Source organism: Sorangium sp. So ce327 (assembly GCF_051530205.1).
GTDB lineage: Bacteria > Myxococcota_A > Polyangia > Polyangiales > Polyangiaceae > Sorangium > Sorangium cellulosum_B.
Genome location: NZ_CP150330.1, coordinates 9,561,020 through 9,578,628, shown reverse-complemented (window position 1 = coordinate 9,578,628; position 17,609 = coordinate 9,561,020). Strand labels below are relative to the sequence as shown.

Here is a 17,609-nt window from a genome sequence, read left to right as displayed (position 1 = left end):
CAGGGCGGCGCCTGGACAGGGGGAGGGGCGAGCCCGTGGTGTGGTAAGCTGGCCTCGATGTCGCGCCGACCCGTGTGGCAACAGCTCTACCAGCGCTTCGATCCGCTGCTGCCGGCGCAGGATCGCGCGTCGCGCGCCGACCGCGAGCGGAGTCCGGCCGGCGACATCGCGACGCTCCTCGGCATGCCGTTCGCCGAGGCGCGCGTGCTCCTCACCGGCACGGTCGGCACCGGCAAATCGACGGAGCTCCTGCGCATTGCGGAGGGCCGGATGGCCGACGACTTCGTCGTCGTGCTCGACCTGCACCGGCACTTCTCCCAGGTCATGGGCGATGAGCAGGCGCTCGAACGGGTGGAGTCCTGGGAGGTCGTCTTCCTCGCCGGCGTCGCCCTGGTGCGCGCCATCACCGACCTCCTGCCGTATCCCATTCCACAGCAGCACCTGGACGACCTGGCGCGGGCCTGGCGCAAGCTCGCCGAGATCACCAGGACGCCGGGCGAAGCGGAGGTCGACATTCCGGGGCTGGCCAAGGCGATGATCGTGCTGGGCTCGCAGGTCGCGGCGCCGCTCGGCGGCGGCGCCGCGGCGGACGCCGGGCTCAAGGTGCTCGACGCGCTCGCCGGCGCCATGCGGTGGAAGCTGCCCATCGGCCGGGGAAAGCGCCCTCCGCCCGACCAGGACGACCACATGCAGACGCTCCTCGTGGCGGTGAACACGATCATCGGACACGTCCAGAACAAGTTCCGCCGGGTCCTGTTCGTCATCGACGGGCTGGACCGGATCCGGGACTTCGAGCGCGCCAACGCCCTCTTCCTCCGGTCGGAGCTCATCGCGCAGCTCGCGTGTCGCGTCGTCGTCTGCGGTCCGTTCGCGCTCCGCTCCCACCCCGCCGCGAGCGCGATCCCGCGCTTCAGCAGGATCCACGTCCTCGTCAACGAGCCCGTGATGCGCAAGGACCGGCCGTCGGAGCACGGCCCAGGGGTGCCCTTCTTCTGCGAGCTCTACCAGCGGCGGACGGCCGATCTCGACGCCCCGGACCTGATCACGGGCGATCTGCTCGAGCGCCTCGCGTACTACTCGGGCGGTCGCGCGCGCGACTTCGTGAAGTCGATACGCATGCTCGCCGAGGTGGGCTGGACGTCGGACGCGGAGCGGGCCACACGGCCTCTCGTGGACAAGGTGCTCAACGAGGCGCGCCTGCTCCTGGAGATGGGGCTCGACGCAGGCCACATTGAGGTCCTCGAGACGATCGCCGACGACCCGCTGCGGCGCCTGCCGGCCGATCCGCGCGCCCGTGATCTCCTGAGTTATGGTCAGCTGCTGCCGTATCCCAACGACTCCGAATGGTATTATCCGCACCCGCTGCTGACGATGCACCTCGTCCGGACGAACCGGGCTGGCTCGACCGGCTGACCGCGATCCTGCGGCTGGCCGACCGGGGGGTCATCGTGCTCATCGACCAGGCCCACCCGGGCCGGCTGGGCGAGCTGGTGCGCGCGCTCCTTCCGCGCAACCCCGGCCTGGAGGTGCACCGGGACGCCCGGCGGCTGGCCACGGCGAAGAAGGGAGCGGTCGTTGTCCTCTGGCCGGACGCGGCCCAGGCGAGGTGGCTGAACATGGAGCGGCCTGTCGTCTCCCACCGCGAGATCCGGCTCGTGCTCTTCTGTGATGCGCGGACGTCGGCGGCGCTCGCGCACGGCGCGGTCGATTTCTTCCACTGGATCTCCCACCGGATCGTGTGCCCCGGAGGTCCCTGGATGCCTGCCGTGAGGACGATCCGCGGCGCGGCGCGGGCGCGGGCGCGCGGGGTGGCGTGGTGGGGCGAGGGCTTCGCGGAGGCGTTCGAGGCGGCCCTGCCAGGAAGGCCCGTATCGAGGATCTCCGCGGCGCTTCCTTATGAGCAGCTCGTCGATGCGGTCCGTCCTGCCGGACGCGCGTGGGTGGGGATCACGGACGCCGACAACCCCTTCCGGTTGCGGCGCGTGGAATGGGCGCTCGCCGAGGCGGGGCGGCGCGGGCGCGTGGCGCTCCTCGGCCCGTCGAGATCGCGCCCGGGGTTCTGGCCGGCCCACGCGAGGCCACGGTCCCCTGACGCGGCGCTCGCGAAGCTGGAGGCGGCCGGCGCGGCGCGCGCGGGGCGGCTCGCCGCGCTGCTCGATCTGGAGCCCGAGGCCCTCGATCTGGCGGCGGCGATGCTGCGCGGGGGCGTCGACGAGGGCGTCCTCGAGGAGACCGCGGCGCAGGCGGAGGACGGAGGTGCTGCCCTCGCCTGCCTCGCCGCGGCGCGTGGGATCGCGGCGGACAGCCGGTCGCCCGCGCTGCGCGCGGGCGTGACCCTCGTGGAGAGGGAGAGCCGGCCTGCGAGCGGCCAGGATTGGAAATCGCTCCATTCCCGGTTCCGTGAGGCTTCGGTCAATCCCGAGGTCTTTCGTGCATTGGTGGAGCGAGCGCTCCTGGTCAACGACGGAGAGGTCGCCGAGCGGTGGGCGAGGCGATGGCTGGAGAGGCGGCCAGAGGACGCCGAAGCCCTCTGTGCCCTCGGTAAGGCGCTGGGAGCGCGTCGCCAGCTCGCGGCGGCGATCGATGTCCTGCGGAGATCGGTGGCGCTCTACGAGCGCCAGCAGGCCCCGGATCCGCTTCGATACGGGGATGCGCTGAAGCAGCTCGGCGTCGCGCTGTACTACGATGGTGCCTACGCCGACGCGGCGAAGCCGATGCGGAGAGCGCTCCGCCTGCTGCGCGAGGCGCACGGCGCGGCGCACCCGTCCAGCGTCCAGGCCCTGGCCATGCTCAACGACATCCTGTTGTCGGACGGGAAATACGCTGAAGCCGAGCGCCTCCTCGAGCAGGCCATCGAACTCCGGAACACCGTGGCCGGCAGGGAACGCGAGGTGTCGCCGTGGCTGCTGCTCCGCCTGGCGCACATCCAGGTGGAGCATGGGCGCTTCGCGGAGGCGGAGGGGCTCCTTCGTGCCGCGCTGGAGTGCGCTCTCGGGCGCAAGGAGGGCGCGCAGATGACTCGGGATCGCCTTCAGCGGTCGCTGCGCTCCGAGTTCGGCCAGGCGCTCCTCGGGCAGGAACGATACGCCGAGGCGGAGTCGTTCTTTCGTCGCGCCGTCGTCGGGTTCGGGGAGCGTGGCGCGGAGATCCCGCTGCGACTTGCGTCGGGCTACGGACAGGCGCTGGCCATGCAAGGCAAGGCGGTACAGGCGGAGAGCGTTCTGCGCCGTGCGCTGGAGGGGGCGGGAGGAGGGAAGGGCCTGCCTTTTTACACGACGATCCTGGCCGAGCTGGGGCGGATCCGCATCGGACAAGGTCGGTATGTCGAGGCCGAGCCGTTGTTCCAGGAGGCACGGACCATCGAAGCGCAGGCTGGACGCACGCAGAGCTCTGCGTACGTCGAGTCGACCCAGGGACTGGCGCGCATCTGGCTGCACCACGACGGGCGGTCCAGGGAGGCGGAGGAGCTGCTTCGCGAGGCGCTCGCCATCGAGGAGCGGTCCATCGGGCGCGATCACCCCGCGCTGGGCGAGCTCCTCTCGGATCTCGCGGAAGCCCTCCTGGACCAGAGGCGCTTTCCCGAGGCCGAGCCGATCCTGAAGCGGGCGCTACGCATCGCCGAGAGCGCCGGAGATCGATCGGGCGTCGGCGCGCTGCTCGTGCGACTGGCGGAGGTCCAGGCATCGATGAAGCGCCGGGACGCCGCCGACACGGCGCGCAGAGCCATCGCCGAGCTGAGCAGGGAGCTCGGCGCGGATCACCCGACCACGGTGGACGCCACATTCAAGCTCCACGCCCTCTTCGAGCGGCCGAGCTGACGCAGAGCGGCCGAGCCTCGACGAGGACCAGCACACGCTGGAGGGCTTGCCGTTCGACGTCTGGCGCGCCGGGGCGGCATTCGTGTTGACCGGGATGGCACGACAGAATCATACGCGAGACACTTCAACCGCCCGTGCCCCACGAAGCTGTCGAAATGATGGCCTCTTTCATCGTCCGCTCCTCCGCACCAGCGACGAGGCCCAAGGACTTCCCTGGTTCCGCGCTCACGGCAGGCCCCCGGGCGGCTTGGCACCACCTCGCACGCAGCCACAGAAAAACCTGGGCGACGAGCCGCTACACATCCGGAGCTCCCGATGGGCTAGGGTAGCGATCCCTGGACGGAGGCGACGCCCCGCGCACCTCCGCCCAGCGCCGCGAAGGAGCCCCCGATGAGCCGTTACGCCGACCATGAACCCGCCTGCGTGGACTCGCCCGCGAACGCGATCGAGCTCGTCATCGACGCGCGCGCCCGCGATCTGGGCGGCTTCTCCGTGCGGCGCGTGCTGCCGTCGGTCCGCCGGCGGCTCGTCGGTCCGTTCGTCTTCTTCGACCACATGGGCCCTGCGCGCTTCGCCGTGGGACAGGGCATCTCGGTGCGCCCGCACCCGCACATCGGGCTCGCGACGCTGACGTACCTGTTCGAGGGGGAGATCCTCCACCGCGACAGCCTCGGCTCCACGCAGCCGATCCGGCCGGGCGACGTCAACTGGATGGTCGCCGGGCGCGGCATCGTCCACTCCGAGCGCGGCGACCTGGAGCACGAGACGCACCTCCACGGCGTCCAGTGCTGGCTCGCGCTGCCGATGGCGCACGAGGAGGACGCGCCCCGCTTCGAGCACCACCCGGCGGCGACGATCCCTGTCGTCACCCGGGACGGCGCCGTGCTGCGCGTGATCGCGGGGGAGGCTTACGGCGCGCGCTCGCCGGTCGGCGTCCTGTCGCCGACGCTCTACGTCCACGCGGAGCTCGACCCGGGCGCGACGCTCCCGCTGCCCGAGGAGCACGCGGCGCGCGCGGCCTACGTGATCGACGGGTCGGTCGGCTGCGAGGGCCAGCGCTTCGGCGAGGGGACGATGCTCGTGTTCCGCGCCGGAGCGCAGCCGGAGCTCCGCGCGCTGTCGCAGAGCCGCGTGATGCTCCTCGGCGGCGCCGCGCTCGAAGGCGACCGCCACATCCTGTGGAACTTCGTCTCGAGCTCGCCGGAGCGCATCGAGCGCGCGAAGCTGGACTGGAAGGCAGGGCTCTTTCCCAAGGTGCCGGGCGACGACATCGAGTTCATCCCGTTCCCCGACGGGTGAGGGGACGCGAGGGCCGGAGCGGCGCTCCCAGGCGCCGCGTTCGAGGGAGCCGGAGCGGCGCTCTCAGGCGCCGCGTTCAAGGGAGATGGACGGGCCATGTTGAACGGAGCTTGTTACTGCGGTGCCGTGCGCTTCGAGGTCGACGACGCGTTCGGCTACGCCTTCTACTGCCATTGCTCGAGGTGCCGGAGGCGCACCGGCGCCGCCTGCGCCGCCATCGGCGGGATCGAGATCGACAGGCTCCGCGTCGCCGCGGGGCGGGAGCACCTGCTCCGGGTCGGCGAGTCCGACGACGGGTACCGCTGCGTCTGTAAACAGTGCTTCTCGCCCGTGTACGACGTCGTCCGCGAGCGGCGGTTCGCGCACGTGCAGCTCGGCACGCTCGACGGCGCGCCGGCGAAGGGGCCCGATCACCACATCTACGTCGGCTCGAAGGCGCCCTGGCATCAGATCACCGACGCCTTCCCCCAGTTCGAGGAGCTGCCGACGTAGCCCGCGGCCCGGCCCGGGCCAGGGATCCCGCCGGCCGCCGCCCCGGAGCTCACGCGACTACATTTGTAGTTGACGGACGGCCGCCCATGAACGACACTTGTCGTCGTGGGAACCGAAGCGCTGACCGATCTGCAGCTCGCGGTGATGAAGGCCCTCTGGACCGTCGGGGAAGGCTCCGTCGGGGACGTCGTCTCGGCGATGGCGGAGGACGGGCGGGAGCTCGCTCCCACGACGGTGGCGACTTTGCTGCAGCGGCTCAGCCAGCAGGGGTGGGTGGAGCGCAAGAGGTCTGGCAGGCAGTTCGTGTACCGCGCGTCGGTCGACCAGAAGGAGGCGGCCAGGGGCGTGCTCCACCGCGTGCTGCGCTCGTTCTTCGGCGGCAGGGCCTCGGCCCTCACCGCGCAGCTCCTGGAGTCGGAGCAGCTCAGCCCTGAAGAGCTCGAGGAGATGCAGCGGCTGATCAAGGAGAAAGGCGCGTGATCCTGGCGCTCCACCTGCTCGCGGGGCCGGGCACGTGGCCCGGCATGGCGGCTCTCTGGCTGGCGCTGCTGCTCACCTGTTCGGTCCATGCCGCGGTGTGGACCGGGGTGGCGGTGCTCCTGGCTCGCCGGAGATCCCTCTCGTCCTCCACGCGGCACCTGCTCTGGAAGATGGCGCTGTTCGGTCCGCTCGCGACACTGCTGCTCGCGGCGGTGATGTCATGGGGCTTCGAGCGCGCGCCCGGGGACACGGCATCTCCTGGAGAGATCGCTGTCCTGTCGCTCGAGGACGCCCCCGCGCCGGCGGTCCTCGATGCCGAGCCGGCGGCCGGCGGCTCGACCAGGGAGAGCGCCGGCGCCGGATCACCGGCGTGGCGTGCGGGGGGAAGCCCGGGGTGGACCCTGCTCGCCGCGTGCACAGCCGGGGCGGCCGCGCTGGGGCTGCTGCGGTTCGCCTCGTCGGCGCTGCTGTTATGGCGTGGCCTCCGCGGGCGCAGGGAGGTGCGGGACGCGCGGCTGCTCCAGCGGCTTGAGCGGCTGCGCGCCCGGATCGGGCTGCGCCCGATCATGCTGACGGAGAGCGCCGGCATCGGCAGTCCGCTCGTCATCGGAGCCTCCGAGATCTGCGTCCCGCTGGCGAGGCTCGCTGCCCTCACCGACGCAGAGGTCGACGCCGTGTTCGCGCACGAGCTGGCGCACATCGAGCGCCGCGACGGGCTGTGGTTTCCGGCCGCTGGCCTCGTGCAGTCGGTCCTGTGGGTGCATCCTCTCATCCACTGGGCGTCGTCCCGCTTTCGCCAGACAGCGGAGCTCGCCTGCGACGATCGCGCCGTCGAGCTCACGGGGGATCCCCTCGGTCTGGCGCGCGCGCTGGTCCAGGTCGCGTCGGGCGCGTCGCTCGCCCCGCGGCGCGCGCTGGTCCCGGCCATGGCGCGCTCGGCGGGCGCGCTCCTTCCGCGCGTCAGGCGCCTTTTGGATGCGGGGAGCCGGGCGCGAGCCACGCCGAGCCCTCGGGGCCGGCGGCGGGCCATCGCCAGCCTCGCCGCGGCCGGCATCGCGGCTGCTGGCCTGAGCGTCCAGGTGGCGCGCGCGCGGCCGCCGCTGCTCGTGGCAGGCGCGGGCAGCGCGCTCCCGCTGGATCGCGGCGCTGCCCTCGACGTGACGGCATCGCCGCCCGACGCAGCCGCCGCGAGCGAGCAGATGGCCGAGCTCGCGCGCCGCGAGCAGGAGATCGAGGCGCGGCTCGAGGAAGCGCTGCTCCTCCCCGACGCGCAGCGCGAGGACACCCAGGCTGCCGTGCGGGTGCTCGAGCTGCGCCAGGAGCTGAGGCACGCGCGCGCCGCGAAGGCCTGGATCGAAGAGCGATTCGTCGACGAATCGACGACGTGGGAGAGGCGCCCGCGGGCGTCCGGCAGCGCGCCTCGATAGCGCGCTCCGCACATCGCACGGACCTGTCCAGAACAGGCCGAGCTATCCCCCTCATTTTGCCGCCGCTTTCAGCGGGGAAATTGAACAGGGAGGCGGGGAGACAGGGAGTATTTGAATATTTCCCTCTCGTCTCCCCGTCTCCCCGTCTCCCTGTGAATTTCCGAAGAAACTGAGGCGATGCCTCAGCAGAACAGGAGCTGACATGTCGATCATGAACAGGACGCCGAGCGCGCGGCGCACGGCTGCGCGCTCGGCGCGTGCGGGGTTGACCGCCGGGGCTCTGTGCGCGGTTGCGACGATCGGGCTGACGGCCGCCGGCTGCGCGCGCGCGGAGGTCGTCACCCTGGAGCGAACGGGACAGCCCATCACCGTTCACAGGCCAGCGCTGTATCCGGAGACGATCGAATACGACGGCAGCCGAGGCAAATTCCTTGTGAGCTCGTTCAGGGAGGGCGCGATCTACGCGGTGGACGGCGATGGCGGCGTCTCCCGTGTCGTCGATGACCCACGCCTCTGCTCGGTGCTCGGCATCGCCGTGGACGCCGAGCGGGGGAGGCTCTGGGCGGTGAGCTCCGATCTCGGCGCGAGCGTCAAGCCATCTGCCGCGGGGCCGAAGAACCTGGCCGCCGTGGGCGTCTACGACCTCTCCACGGGCAAGGCCATCCACTACGTGGATCTCGCGCCGCTGTCCCCAGGCGCTCACCTCGTGAACGGCATCGCCCTGGACTCGGCAGGCAACGCCTACGTGACCGACAGCTTCTCGCCGACCATCTACAAGGTCGATCCGCAGGGGAACGCGGCCGTCTTCCTGCAGGACGAGCAATTCACCGGCGAGGGGATCAACCTCAACGGGGTGGTCGTCCATCCCGACGGCTATTTGCTGGTCGTCAAGAAGAGCGATGGCACCTTGTTCAAGGTGCCCCTCGCGAACCCCTCGCGGTTCTCCAGGGTCGATGTCGCCGAGCGGTTCGTGGGCGGAGACGGGCTGACCCTGGTGGGGAGAAAAGATCTCGTGGTCGTCGCGAACCAGGCCGCCGGCGTCGCGTCGAACGCCGCGTTCTCGCTGTCGAGCGAGGACGGCTGGAGCACCGCGAGGTTGCGCGCGGTAGAGCGGCTCGGCGACGTCTATCCGACGACCGGCGTGCTCCGGGACGGAAAGCTCTATGTCATCCACAGCAAGCTGAACGAGCTCATCCAGTCGTCACCGGAGCAGCGAGAGCGGCTGCGGGTGGAGGCGACGATCCAGCAGATCGGGAGCGCGGCGCTGTAGCCGCGGCGCGCCTCGCGGCCGGCCGGAGGCAGACGGGGGCCTGCGGGGCGCGCCTTGCGGTGGCGTCAGGGCTGGTCTTCGCCCTGGCCCTGGCCTTCGCCGGTGTTGCCGAGATCGGGGCATTTCTGCGCGATGAGGTCACACGCCGCGACGGGGGCCTCGAGCGCGGTCGTCGCGGAATCGCAGCTGAGCGCCCGGACCTTCTCGGCGTTCGCCAGCATGCACGCCTCGTACTCGGCCACCGTCGCGGTGCAGCCGACGCGCGACTCGGCCGGCGGCAGACAGCTCGGCGTGGCCGTCTCGTCCGCTCGCGCCGGCGGCTGCTGGCCCTCGGCCAGGCACTTGTCCCTCACGGCGGTGCACACCTGCCCGACCGTGGACCACAGGAGCCCGACGAACTCGCAGCTATCCTGCCTGGTGAGCACGAGGTTCGGCATGAGCGATTGACACGTCGTGTCTTCGTCCGCGGTCGTCAGGTCCTTGAGCTGCTTGCTGCTCAGCGCGGCGGGGATCGGAGCGGCCGCCACATCCTTGCCGCCCCAGAGGACGAGCGACAGGAAGGCCGAGAGTGCTCCGAGTCGAATCAGTCGATTCATTCGTTCTCTCCCTTGTACGAGCGGCCGGCTCCGGCCGCGGACGGGCTCGGAGCAACCGACGTACCCGCACCCGCGTTGTGCACGACGGGGCCGCGCGGGGCTCCGTCGCCGCCCGCGGCGCGACGATTGAAAACCAAGCGCTCATGGGTCTTCCAGGCTTCCCTCCTTCACGACCGCGCGCTCTGGCGAGATCCCATCCAATCCACCCTGGCCGACTGTCCTTCTGTGTGTGTGCGCGCGCGCTCGCCGGCGCGGGCAGGATGGGTACAGGGCCGCTCGCCCTGCCATGGCGGCGGCGCGCTCACAGGGGACGGCGCTCTGGCGCTCGGACGAAGCGGATCGGACGACGTGAATAGGAGCCATCCGGCGCAAGGACGAAAGGGAGAGAAAATCCTGGCTCTCCTGGCGGCCTTGGCGTCCCGGTGAACCCCCGGCACGCCGCTGCCGCGCCGGCCGCGGCGAGCGCCGCGCCGCGCCGGAGCGAAGGGCGGCCGGGGGCGGGGCCGTCAGAAGAGGTCCCGCTCTCCGCCCGGATACACGAAGGAGCTGCGGGGCGAGTACCACGAGGCGCTCGTCACCACCTGGACCGGGCTCCCGGGCCGCAGCGCGTACACCGGGTGATCCTTCGCGAGGAACTCGACGGCGAGGAGCTCGTACGGGTCGGCCATGTCGGCGATATAGGGGTAGTTGCCGGCGACGAGCCGCCCGTCGACCTTCGTCACGTAGGCGAGGTGGCCGCGCGCGACCACGCCGATCTTGTTGCCTACGAGCGCCCTGGTCCGGATGATGGGCACGCCGTCGACCGAGGTGGTCGCCACGAGCTCTCTGCCGTGCAGCTCGAGCGTCGTCACCCCGGGCGACGCCGGCACGCCGCGCTCGCGCACGTACCGGCGCACCGTCTCGGAGGAGTTGACGTAGTGCGTGAAGAACCGGGCCGGGCTCGCGCCGTCGGGCGTCGTGTGATCCGCGAGATCCAGCCCCAGGTAGGTGAGCGAATAGGCGCCGAAGCCGGAGGTCTGCTCCGGTTTGTCGACCACGTACTGGTTCATGTAAATGGCCTTGTTCTCCGCCGGCCTGATCCCGTCCGGCAAGAGCGCCGCGGCGGCGGCCGGATCCGCTGGGACCCAGCTCGAATAGAGCATACGGCTGTCGATGACCATCTGCGGCGCGGCGAGCTTCGACTCCGACATGGTGCTTTCCTTCTCCCCCCGGGGAGACGAGCAGTATCACAACTCGACGCCCGGTGACGCACGAGCCGCTGGGCCGACCCCATGGCGAGCGCCGGAGCGCCCGGGCAGCTACTGGACGAGCGAGCAGACGTAGAAGCGCTTGTTGTCGCAGTAGTCGCCGCTGCACTCCACCGCCGTGATGAACCGGTTCGTGCCGAAGTGTACGTACCACTCCTCCTCCGACAGCCAGCCCGACCAGGAGCAGCTCGTGAGGCGCCCAACCGCAGGTTTTGTGCACTCGAGCGAGATCTCGTCGCAGTAGCTGTCCGCGCAATCGATGCCCGTCACGATGCCCTTGTTCCCGCGGCCGCCGAAGCAGTAGCGCACGTTGTCGCCGAGCTCGAACGCCTCGCAGCTGCCGCCGCTCGGGCCGTCCGAGCACACAATTTCGCCGAGATCGCTGTCCCCCTCCTCGGAGAAGTAGCTCGTCCAGTACCTGGTGGAGATGTCCAGAGAGCTCCAGGAGGGCAATCCGTTGCAATGCAGCGCGACCTCGTCGCAGTAATCCCCCCAGCACGCGAAGCCGGTGGCGGCCTCGGGGCCGGGACAGTAAGCGGGGGCGTCTTCTTCCGAGACGTAGCCTGTCCAGCCAGCCTGGGCGGGAGAGGCCGCCGCGATCGACGCGAGCGCAACACAGCCTCCGAACAGCAGGGCGATCTTGTTCATGACAGCAAGGCTCCTTTGTCTGTGGTGTCGGCAGGGCGCCGTCGGGCGGGCATCGGCCGGAGCATTCCGGCCAGGCGTGCGTGGGTCGGGGACCTCCACGCGGCCTCGCCGTCTGCGTTCGTGCGCCTGCTGGCGACGTGGAATAGCAACCGATGCGCCACGCGCCGCGAGCGCGCTGGGCGCCGGCGTTCACGGGGGTGCAGGAGGAGGTGCGTGCGGCGCGCGGCGAGCGGCTTGAGCCAGCTTCGCGCAACTCGAGCGTCGTCGGCCCGAGCTGGTTCGGTCGGATGGTGGAGGGGCAAGATTACAGTATAAATGTAAGATGAACAATCGACATCGACCTGTGCCCAAATCGGGACCCCTGCGGTCTTTTAGGTCGAAGGGGCCGGCAAAGGCGGGTCCCTCCGGGGCGCCGCGCTGCACCGAACGGCAGGCGCCCCGCCGTGCATCCAGGAGAGCTCCGTCGGCGGCGCGGCCGCAGCACGGCAGTGATGGCGCGCGCTGCGCGCGGCGTCCTCCTCTCGCGGATGGCTGGTTTGCTCGTTCGCCCTAACTCGTTGTCTTTTTTTCAAGGAGAGATGTCATGAAGCATCGTTCGATTGTCTCTTTTGCGCTCCCGCTCCTGCTCGCCGCGTGCGGCGACGCCCAGGTCGGCTCCGAGTACCCTGGCGAGTCCCTCCTGACGGTCGAGGGCACGATCGTCAATGAGCAAGGCGTCGCGCCGACCGGGCCGGTCGACGCCGTGCTGGTCTGGAACACCCAGGGCGATGTCGAAAGCTTCCCCGTCGAGACGCCGGTGACCGGAGGCTTTCCCGCGAGCTTCACGCTGTCGATCCATGCGCCCCCGCCGGAGAGCGCGCTCAACGATTTCAGCGAGTTCGGTGTCGTGGACACCCGGGTCGGCATCGCCACCGTCGAAGCGGCGCTCGACGAGGCCTCGGCCGGGGAGGGCACATCGCTCGGCGTCGACGAGGACCATGTGATCGTGTACGTCGAGAGCCAGATGGCGGAAGGCAGCTTCTGGTCGAATCTCTTCGGAGGACCGCTCTCTCCCGGATTCCATGTCATGGATGTGTTCAGCCGCGAAGGTGCCGTGGACGCAGAGCTGCAAGCGGCCTTCGACGCCTGCGACGCCGCGGCGACGACGGAGGCGGAGCACAACGCCTGCGCCGGCTTTGACGTGAAGATCAAGATCCGTCCCTCCGCCGGCGGGTCGAGCACGTCGCTCACCGTCCGGATCGCGCCCTCCGAGGATTTGACGTACCCCGACTGGCACTGATCGTGGTACACGCTCGGACGTGGAGGATCGCGAGGCGCTGGTGTCGCTGATCGAGGCGGCCTACCGGCAGCATGGGCACATCGTGCTGCGCCGGGCGAGGCGGCTCCTCGGGAACGAGCAGGAGGCGCGGGAGATCCTCCAGGATGTCTTCGCGTCCCTGCTCGGCGAGCCCGGGCAGCTCGAGGGCAAGGGCCCGATGGTGGGCTGGCTCTATGGCGCCACCACGCACGCGTGCCTGAACCGCATCCGCGATCACAAGAACCGGCTGCGGCTCCTCGACACCCATGTTGCACCCCTGCAGCAAGAGAGCGCGGCGGCGTCCGCCGAGCACGCCCTCCTCACGCGGGAGCTCCTCGCGCAGCTCCCGGGCGACCTCGCGCAGGTCGCCGTCCACTATTACTCCGATGAGATGACCCACGAGGAGATCGCGCGCGTGATGGGCTGTTCCCGTCGGCACGTCGGCAACCTGCTGGAGCGGCTGAAGGCCACGCTCTCCGAGCGGATGAGAGAAGGGAGTTCGAGTCCATGACGCCAGCGCGACCCGAAGGGTGCCTCTCGGAGCTGAAGCTCGACGAGCTCATGGCGGGCCAGCTCGACGCGGCCGCGGCGCAGGAGGCGAGCGCGCACGTGGCTGGCTGTTCGCGGTGCTCGGCGCGGCGCTCCGAGATGGAGGCGGCGCGCGCCTCGTTCGCGGCGTCGGCGCCGCCCCTGCGGCTCGCCCGCGGCGCCTCCATCTCGGAGCGCCGCGCCGTGGAGAAGGTCCGCCCGCCGCGCCGATGGCTGGCGCCCGCGGCGGCGAGCGCGCTCGCGGCGGCGGCGGCGGCGCTCTTCTTCTTCCGCTTCCAGGCCGGGCCAGCGGGACGAGACGCGGAGATCCCTGGAGAGCGCATCAAGGGCGCGGAGCACATCGGCTTCTACGTCAAGCGCGGCGGGAGCGTCCTGCCCGGCGGGGCAGGCGAGAGGCTCCATCCAGGCGACGCGATCCAGTTCACGTACTCCAGCGCCGAGGCGCGATATCTCGTGATCCTGAGCGTCGACGGGGCTTCCCAGGCGAGCGTCTATTACCCGAGCGGTCCTGTCGCGGCGCGGATCGAGCCGGGCCGGGAGGTCCTCCTCCCCCAGAGCACGGTGCTCGACGACACGCTCGGCACCGAGCGGATCTTCGGGCTGTTCTGCTCGGAGGCGATCGCGGTCGAGCCGCTCCGGGCCGCGCTCGCGGCGCACCCCGGCGCGCCGCCCGCCCCGCCGGGCTGCGACGTCGACGCGCTCACGGCGGAGAAGGTCGCGGCGTCGCCGTGATCCGCCGTCGCAGAGCGGCGCTCGCCGCCGCCGCGTGCGGCCTGGCCGCAGCCGCCGCGGCGGCCCCGGCCGAGGCGCGCATCGAGCGCTTCGCGGTGCTCATCGGCAACAACGCCGGAGAGAAGGGCGAGGTCGAGCTCCGGTACGCGGAGGACGACGCGTCGAAGATGTACGACGTGCTCAAGGACCTCGGCGGCTTTCCCCCGGCGAACCTCGTGCTCCTGCGGAGCGAGGGCGCGGACACGGTCCGGCGCACGCTCATCACGATGAACGACCGTGTCCGCGCGGCCATCTCGAGCCCGGACACCGATGTCCTCTACCTCGTCTATTACTCCGGCCACGCCGACGCGAACGCGCTTCACCTCGGGCCGACGCCGCTCTCGCTGACGGAGTTCGAGCAGCTCGTCCGCGGCTCGGCGGCCTCGGCGCGGCTCTTGATCGTCGACTCGTGCCGCTCCGGGGCGCTGACGCGCGTCAAGGGCGGCACGAGCGCGCCCCCCTTCGTCATCAAGCTCGATCAGCGGCTCGCCGGGCAAGGGATGGTGACGCTCACGTCGAGCTCCGGAAACGAGGACGCTCAGGAGTCCGATGAGCTCAAAGGGTCGTTCTTCACCCACGCGCTCGTCTCGGGGCTGCTCGGGACGGCCGACGCGGATCGAGACGGCGCTGTCTCCCTCGAGGAGGCGTACCGCCATGCCTACGAGAGCACCCTGCGCGCGACGAGCCGCACGTGGGCCGGGGCGCAACACCCCACCTTCCGTTACGACCTCCGCGGCCAGGGCAAGCTCGTCCTGACCGAGCTGCCGGTCCATGCGTCGCTCCGGGGCGTGCTCCGGTTTCCGGCCGGCAGGGCCTACCTCGTGATGCGAGACTCCAGCGAGGGCGCGGTGGTGGCCGAGGTGGGGGCGAGCGACGCGACGCGGACCGTCAGCCTGCGCCCCGGCCGTTACTTCGTGCGGGGGCGAGGCCCCGACTTTCTCCTGGAGGGGAGCGTCGACGCCGGGGCCGGGCAGACGATGGATATCGGCGACGAGCGTTTGAGCCGCGTCATGTTCGCCCGGCTCGTGCGCAAGGGCGGCGGCGTCCGCGAGGTCGCGCACGGGCCGGTGGCGGGTTATCAGCTCAGGACGCCCCTTGTCCCGGGGGATTCGCTCTGTCACGGCGGCTTCGTCGGGTACGGGATCGAGCTCCAGCACCTCGGCGTCGCGTCCCGGCTCAGCGCGTGTCGCAGCGCGTTCCAGAACGAGTACGTCACGGCGAGCGATGATGAGCTCGGCCTGGACGTGCGCCTGTCCCGCTCCTGGGATCTGCCCGTGATCAGCCTCGGCGTCGGGCTGGACGTCGGCCTCGCCGTCCTGACGCAGCGGTTCGAGACCGCCGGGCGCGCGCCCGACCGCCATGGCCTGGCAGGGGCGTTCGGCGTCGATGCAGGGGTGAACATCGATCTGCCGGAGGGCTTCTACCTCGGCGTCGAGGCGGCGGCGCAGACGTACGTCTTCAAGCAGCAACGCGCGGGCAGCGACGAGGGGGAGGTCGGCCCCGCGGTGGCCATGCGGCTCCGCGTGGGCATAGGCATGAGCCTTTGACGCGGGCTGCGCTCCTGCAAAATTGCCGCGTCGCGATTGCGCACTTTCGGCGTTGCCCCGGGGTCTTGACGCAGGATCGGAGTGAGCTCAACGTCGTGGGATGGGGAAGCCGTGGCGGATGGGCGTGCTTGCGCTGATGGCGCTCGCGCCGGCTTGTGATGGCCGGATTGTGCGTGACGTCGAAGAACCGCCGGCGGGCCGAGGCGAGGTCGGATCGACGGCAGGGGCTGGCGGTGCCGGCGCCGCGTCATCCGGCTCGGGCGACCCGGCGGTCGTCGCGAGCGCCAGTTCAGGCGGTCAATCCTCCGGAGGTGGGCCAAGCGAGCCGGACGCAGGCGCAGGCGGGGACGGGGGCGCAGGCGGGGACGGGGGCGCAGGCGCGGGTGGGGACGGGGGAGCGGGGGGCGCTGCGCAGGGGTGCGAGCCGGGCCGTTCACTCGGCGGCGTCGTGAATGCCAATCGCCAGGAGGATCTCGAGAAGCTGCGCGGTGTTTCCGTGCTCAATGGCAGGCTCACCATCGGCGGGGAAGTCTCCGATCTGTCCCCGCTCGCGTGCCTGACGACCATCACGGGCCGCCTCGATATCAACGACACATTTCAGCTGTCTACCCTGGACGGTCTCGACGCCCTTTCCACCATCGGGATGCGGCTGGAGGTGATGCGGAACCTATCGCTGCTCAGCCTCAGCGGACTTTCGAGCCTGCGACAGGTCACGGGAACCATCGACATCCGTGAAAACCCGCTCCTCGAGAGCCTCACCGGCGTCGGGGTGAACGTAGGGGAGCTGCGCGTGATCGACAACGATTCGCTCGAGTCCTTGGCAGGCCTCGAAACCATGGAGGAGGGGGAGCTCTGGATCGAGGGCAATGACCGGCTCGCGACGCTGGACGGGCTGGGGAACCTCCGCCGAGGGAGCCTCACCGTCTTCGACAGCGACGCGCTGACCAGCCTCGAGGGCCTCGGAGCCGTCGAGGCGCTCGATGAGCTCGCCATCTCCGAGAGCGACGGGCTCGTCAGCCTGGAAGGTATCGAGCGGCTCACGAGCGTCGAGCACCTCTTTTTGTGGGAGAATCGGCAGCTGAGCTCGCTGCGCGGCCTCGACGGCCTCGTCCAAGCGGGGTTCATCGAGATCGGGTTGAACGAGCGTCTCGTGGACCTGACCGGGCTCGCGGCGCTCGAGACCGTCAACTCTCTCGAGGTCAGCGGCAATCCCTCGATGGTCAGCCTCGACGGCATGCTATCGCTCCGCGGTATCCAGTATCTCGCTGTCAGTTGGAATCCCGAGCTCGTGAGCGCCGGCGCGCTCGCGCATGTTCCCTCGGGCGAGGACCTCATGCCGGGGCTTTACTTCTCGGGCAACCCCAAGCTCACGCGCATCGATCTCGGCGGTGTAACGCACCTGCAGATGTTCTCCGTCTCCGGCTGTGACTCCCTGTCGGATCTGTCCGATCTCGCCGGCGTCACCCAGCTGGCGGCTCTCGGCGTAAGCGATAACGCCGGACTCATGAGCCTCACGGGAGTCGAGCAGCTCTCGGAGCTCGATCAGCTGTCGATCAGCCACAATCCTCGGCTCACGGATCTCCGACCCCTGCGCGGCCTCCGCAACATATATGGGATCGGAATCACCGGTAATCCTGCGCTCACCACCCTCGACGGGCTCGGTTCGCTCAGCGAGGGCAACGGCGTGACCGACAGCGTGACGCTCGAGGACAACGATGCGCTCGTGGACATCGACGCTCTGCGTGGCCTGGTCCACGTGCGCCAGCTCACCATCCAGGACAATGACGCATTGCCTGCGCTGACCGGGCTCGAAGACCTGGCCGAGCTCTCCTGGCTCTTCGTCGAGGGGAACCGGTCGCTCGCGACGCTTCGCGGCCTGGGAGCTCGAACGATCGCTGCTTGGATGCGGATCGCGCACAACGACAGCTTGCCGAGCTGCGAAGTCGAGGCATTCATGGATGGCCTCTACTGGCTGCCCGAGAGCACGATCGAGGAGAACAACGGTACCGGGACCTGCTCGCCCTGAGCCGCGGGGAGGTCAACGCCGCTGTTGACGCTCGACACCGACGCGCACCCATCTCTGTGTCAGGATGTGCCCGCAAGGCGGCGGCATCGACGGTGGCCCCGTGTCGGCGAGCTCGGGTGGTGTCTACTACGACACCGTCGAA

15 protein-coding genes are annotated in these 17,609 nt (G+C 70.4%); 12 read left to right on the top strand and 3 right to left on the bottom strand.

From position 1 onward, the window contains the following. Positions 1–57 precede the first annotated feature (57 nt). From WME95_RS35860 to WME95_RS35830, 7 genes are all read left to right on the top strand, one after another. Entirely contained in the window at positions 58–1,413 is a 1,356-nt protein-coding gene (locus tag WME95_RS35860) for a hypothetical protein (RefSeq protein ID WP_437903818.1), read from the top strand. After that, on the top strand, positions 1,344–3,818 hold the full coding sequence (locus WME95_RS35855; RefSeq protein WP_437903817.1) for a tetratricopeptide repeat protein: 2,475 nt from the start codon (positions 1,344–1,346) through the stop codon (positions 3,816–3,818). The genes WME95_RS35860 and WME95_RS35855 overlap by 70 nt, the downstream gene beginning before the upstream one ends. A 390-nt stretch (positions 3,819–4,208) precedes the next feature. Further along, a complete protein-coding gene (locus WME95_RS35850) occupies positions 4,209–5,117 on the top strand; it encodes a pirin family protein (RefSeq protein ID WP_437903816.1) in 909 nt (302 codons plus the stop codon). A 96-nt stretch (positions 5,118–5,213) separates the two neighbouring features. Then, positions 5,214–5,609, top strand: coding sequence for a GFA family protein (locus tag WME95_RS35845; protein ID WP_437903815.1), 396 nt, complete (start codon positions 5,214–5,216; stop codon positions 5,607–5,609). Between the two features lie 105 nt (positions 5,610–5,714). Continuing rightward, positions 5,715–6,089 (top strand): BlaI/MecI/CopY family transcriptional regulator, encoded by a 375-nt coding sequence (locus WME95_RS35840; protein WP_437544121.1) that lies wholly within the window; start codon positions 5,715–5,717, stop codon positions 6,087–6,089. Beyond that, positions 6,086–7,516, top strand: a complete 1,431-nt coding sequence (locus WME95_RS35835) for a M56 family metallopeptidase (protein ID WP_437903814.1) — start codon at positions 6,086–6,088, stop codon at positions 7,514–7,516. Before WME95_RS35840 ends, WME95_RS35835 begins: the two co-directional genes overlap by 4 nt. A 202-nt stretch (positions 7,517–7,718) precedes the next feature. Then, a complete protein-coding gene (locus WME95_RS35830; protein WP_437903813.1) occupies positions 7,719–8,786 on the top strand; it encodes a hypothetical protein in 1,068 nt (355 codons plus the stop codon). A gap of 65 nt (positions 8,787–8,851) precedes the next feature. Here WME95_RS35830 and WME95_RS35825 read toward each other — a convergent pair whose 3' ends face one another. The 3 genes from WME95_RS35825 to WME95_RS35815 form a co-directional block, all read right to left on the bottom strand. Then, on the bottom strand, positions 8,852–9,382 hold the full coding sequence (locus WME95_RS35825; protein ID WP_437903812.1) for a hypothetical protein: 531 nt from the start codon (positions 9,380–9,382) through the stop codon (positions 8,852–8,854). A gap of 506 nt (positions 9,383–9,888) precedes the next feature. Beyond that, positions 9,889–10,572, bottom strand: coding sequence for a hypothetical protein (locus WME95_RS35820; RefSeq protein ID WP_437903811.1), 684 nt, complete (start codon positions 10,570–10,572; stop codon positions 9,889–9,891). A 108-nt stretch (positions 10,573–10,680) separates the two neighbouring features. Continuing rightward, the gene (locus WME95_RS35815; RefSeq protein WP_437903810.1) at positions 10,681–11,277 is read right to left on the bottom strand and encodes a hypothetical protein; all 597 of its coding nucleotides are present in this window, start codon (positions 11,275–11,277) and stop codon (positions 10,681–10,683) included. A gap of 583 nt (positions 11,278–11,860) precedes the next feature. Between WME95_RS35815 and WME95_RS35810 the strand changes: the two genes are divergently transcribed. The 5 genes from WME95_RS35810 (at position 11,861) to WME95_RS35790 (ending at position 17,467) form a co-directional block, all read left to right on the top strand. Further along, a complete protein-coding gene (locus WME95_RS35810) occupies positions 11,861–12,556 on the top strand; it encodes a hypothetical protein (RefSeq protein WP_437903809.1) in 696 nt (231 codons plus the stop codon). A gap of 19 nt (positions 12,557–12,575) precedes the next feature. After that, positions 12,576–13,085, top strand: a complete 510-nt coding sequence (locus WME95_RS35805) for an RNA polymerase sigma factor (RefSeq protein WP_437903808.1) — start codon at positions 12,576–12,578, stop codon at positions 13,083–13,085. Beyond that, on the top strand, positions 13,082–13,855 hold the full coding sequence (locus WME95_RS35800; RefSeq protein ID WP_437903807.1) for a DUF4384 domain-containing protein: 774 nt from the start codon (positions 13,082–13,084) through the stop codon (positions 13,853–13,855). The genes WME95_RS35805 and WME95_RS35800 overlap by 4 nt, the downstream gene beginning before the upstream one ends. Beyond that, positions 13,852–15,441: a caspase family protein gene (locus WME95_RS35795; protein ID WP_437903806.1), complete on the top strand. Its 1,590-nt coding sequence runs from the start codon at positions 13,852–13,854 to the stop codon at positions 15,439–15,441. Before WME95_RS35800 ends, WME95_RS35795 begins: the two co-directional genes overlap by 4 nt. Before the next feature lie 448 nt (positions 15,442–15,889). Then, positions 15,890–17,467, top strand: a complete 1,578-nt coding sequence (locus WME95_RS35790; protein ID WP_437903805.1) for a leucine-rich repeat domain-containing protein — start codon at positions 15,890–15,892, stop codon at positions 17,465–17,467. The last annotated feature ends 142 nt before the right edge of the window (positions 17,468–17,609 follow it).

What these genes read in the sequence shown, in the direction of transcription:
- WME95_RS35860 (WP_437903818.1), top strand. Translation starts at nt 58, where the DNA reads ATGTCGCGCCGACCCGTGTGGCAACAGCTCTACCAGCGCTTCGATCCG.
- WME95_RS35855 (WP_437903817.1), top strand. Translation starts at nt 1,344, where the DNA reads ATGGTATTATCCGCACCCGCTGCTGACGATGCACCTCGTCCGGACGAA.
- WME95_RS35850 (WP_437903816.1), top strand. Translation starts at nt 4,209, where the DNA reads ATGAGCCGTTACGCCGACCATGAACCCGCCTGCGTGGACTCGCCCGCG.
- WME95_RS35845 (WP_437903815.1), top strand. Translation starts at nt 5,214, where the DNA reads ATGTTGAACGGAGCTTGTTACTGCGGTGCCGTGCGCTTCGAGGTCGAC.
- WME95_RS35830 (WP_437903813.1), top strand. Translation starts at nt 7,719, where the DNA reads ATGTCGATCATGAACAGGACGCCGAGCGCGCGGCGCACGGCTGCGCGC.
- WME95_RS35825 (WP_437903812.1), bottom strand. Translation starts at nt 9,382, where the DNA reads ATGAATCGACTGATTCGACTCGGAGCACTCTCGGCCTTCCTGTCGCTC.
- WME95_RS35820 (WP_437903811.1), bottom strand. Translation starts at nt 10,572, where the DNA reads ATGTCGGAGTCGAAGCTCGCCGCGCCGCAGATGGTCATCGACAGCCGT.
- WME95_RS35815 (WP_437903810.1), bottom strand. Translation starts at nt 11,277, where the DNA reads ATGAACAAGATCGCCCTGCTGTTCGGAGGCTGTGTTGCGCTCGCGTCG.
- WME95_RS35810 (WP_437903809.1), top strand. Translation starts at nt 11,861, where the DNA reads ATGAAGCATCGTTCGATTGTCTCTTTTGCGCTCCCGCTCCTGCTCGCC.
- WME95_RS35800 (WP_437903807.1), top strand. Translation starts at nt 13,082, where the DNA reads ATGACGCCAGCGCGACCCGAAGGGTGCCTCTCGGAGCTGAAGCTCGAC.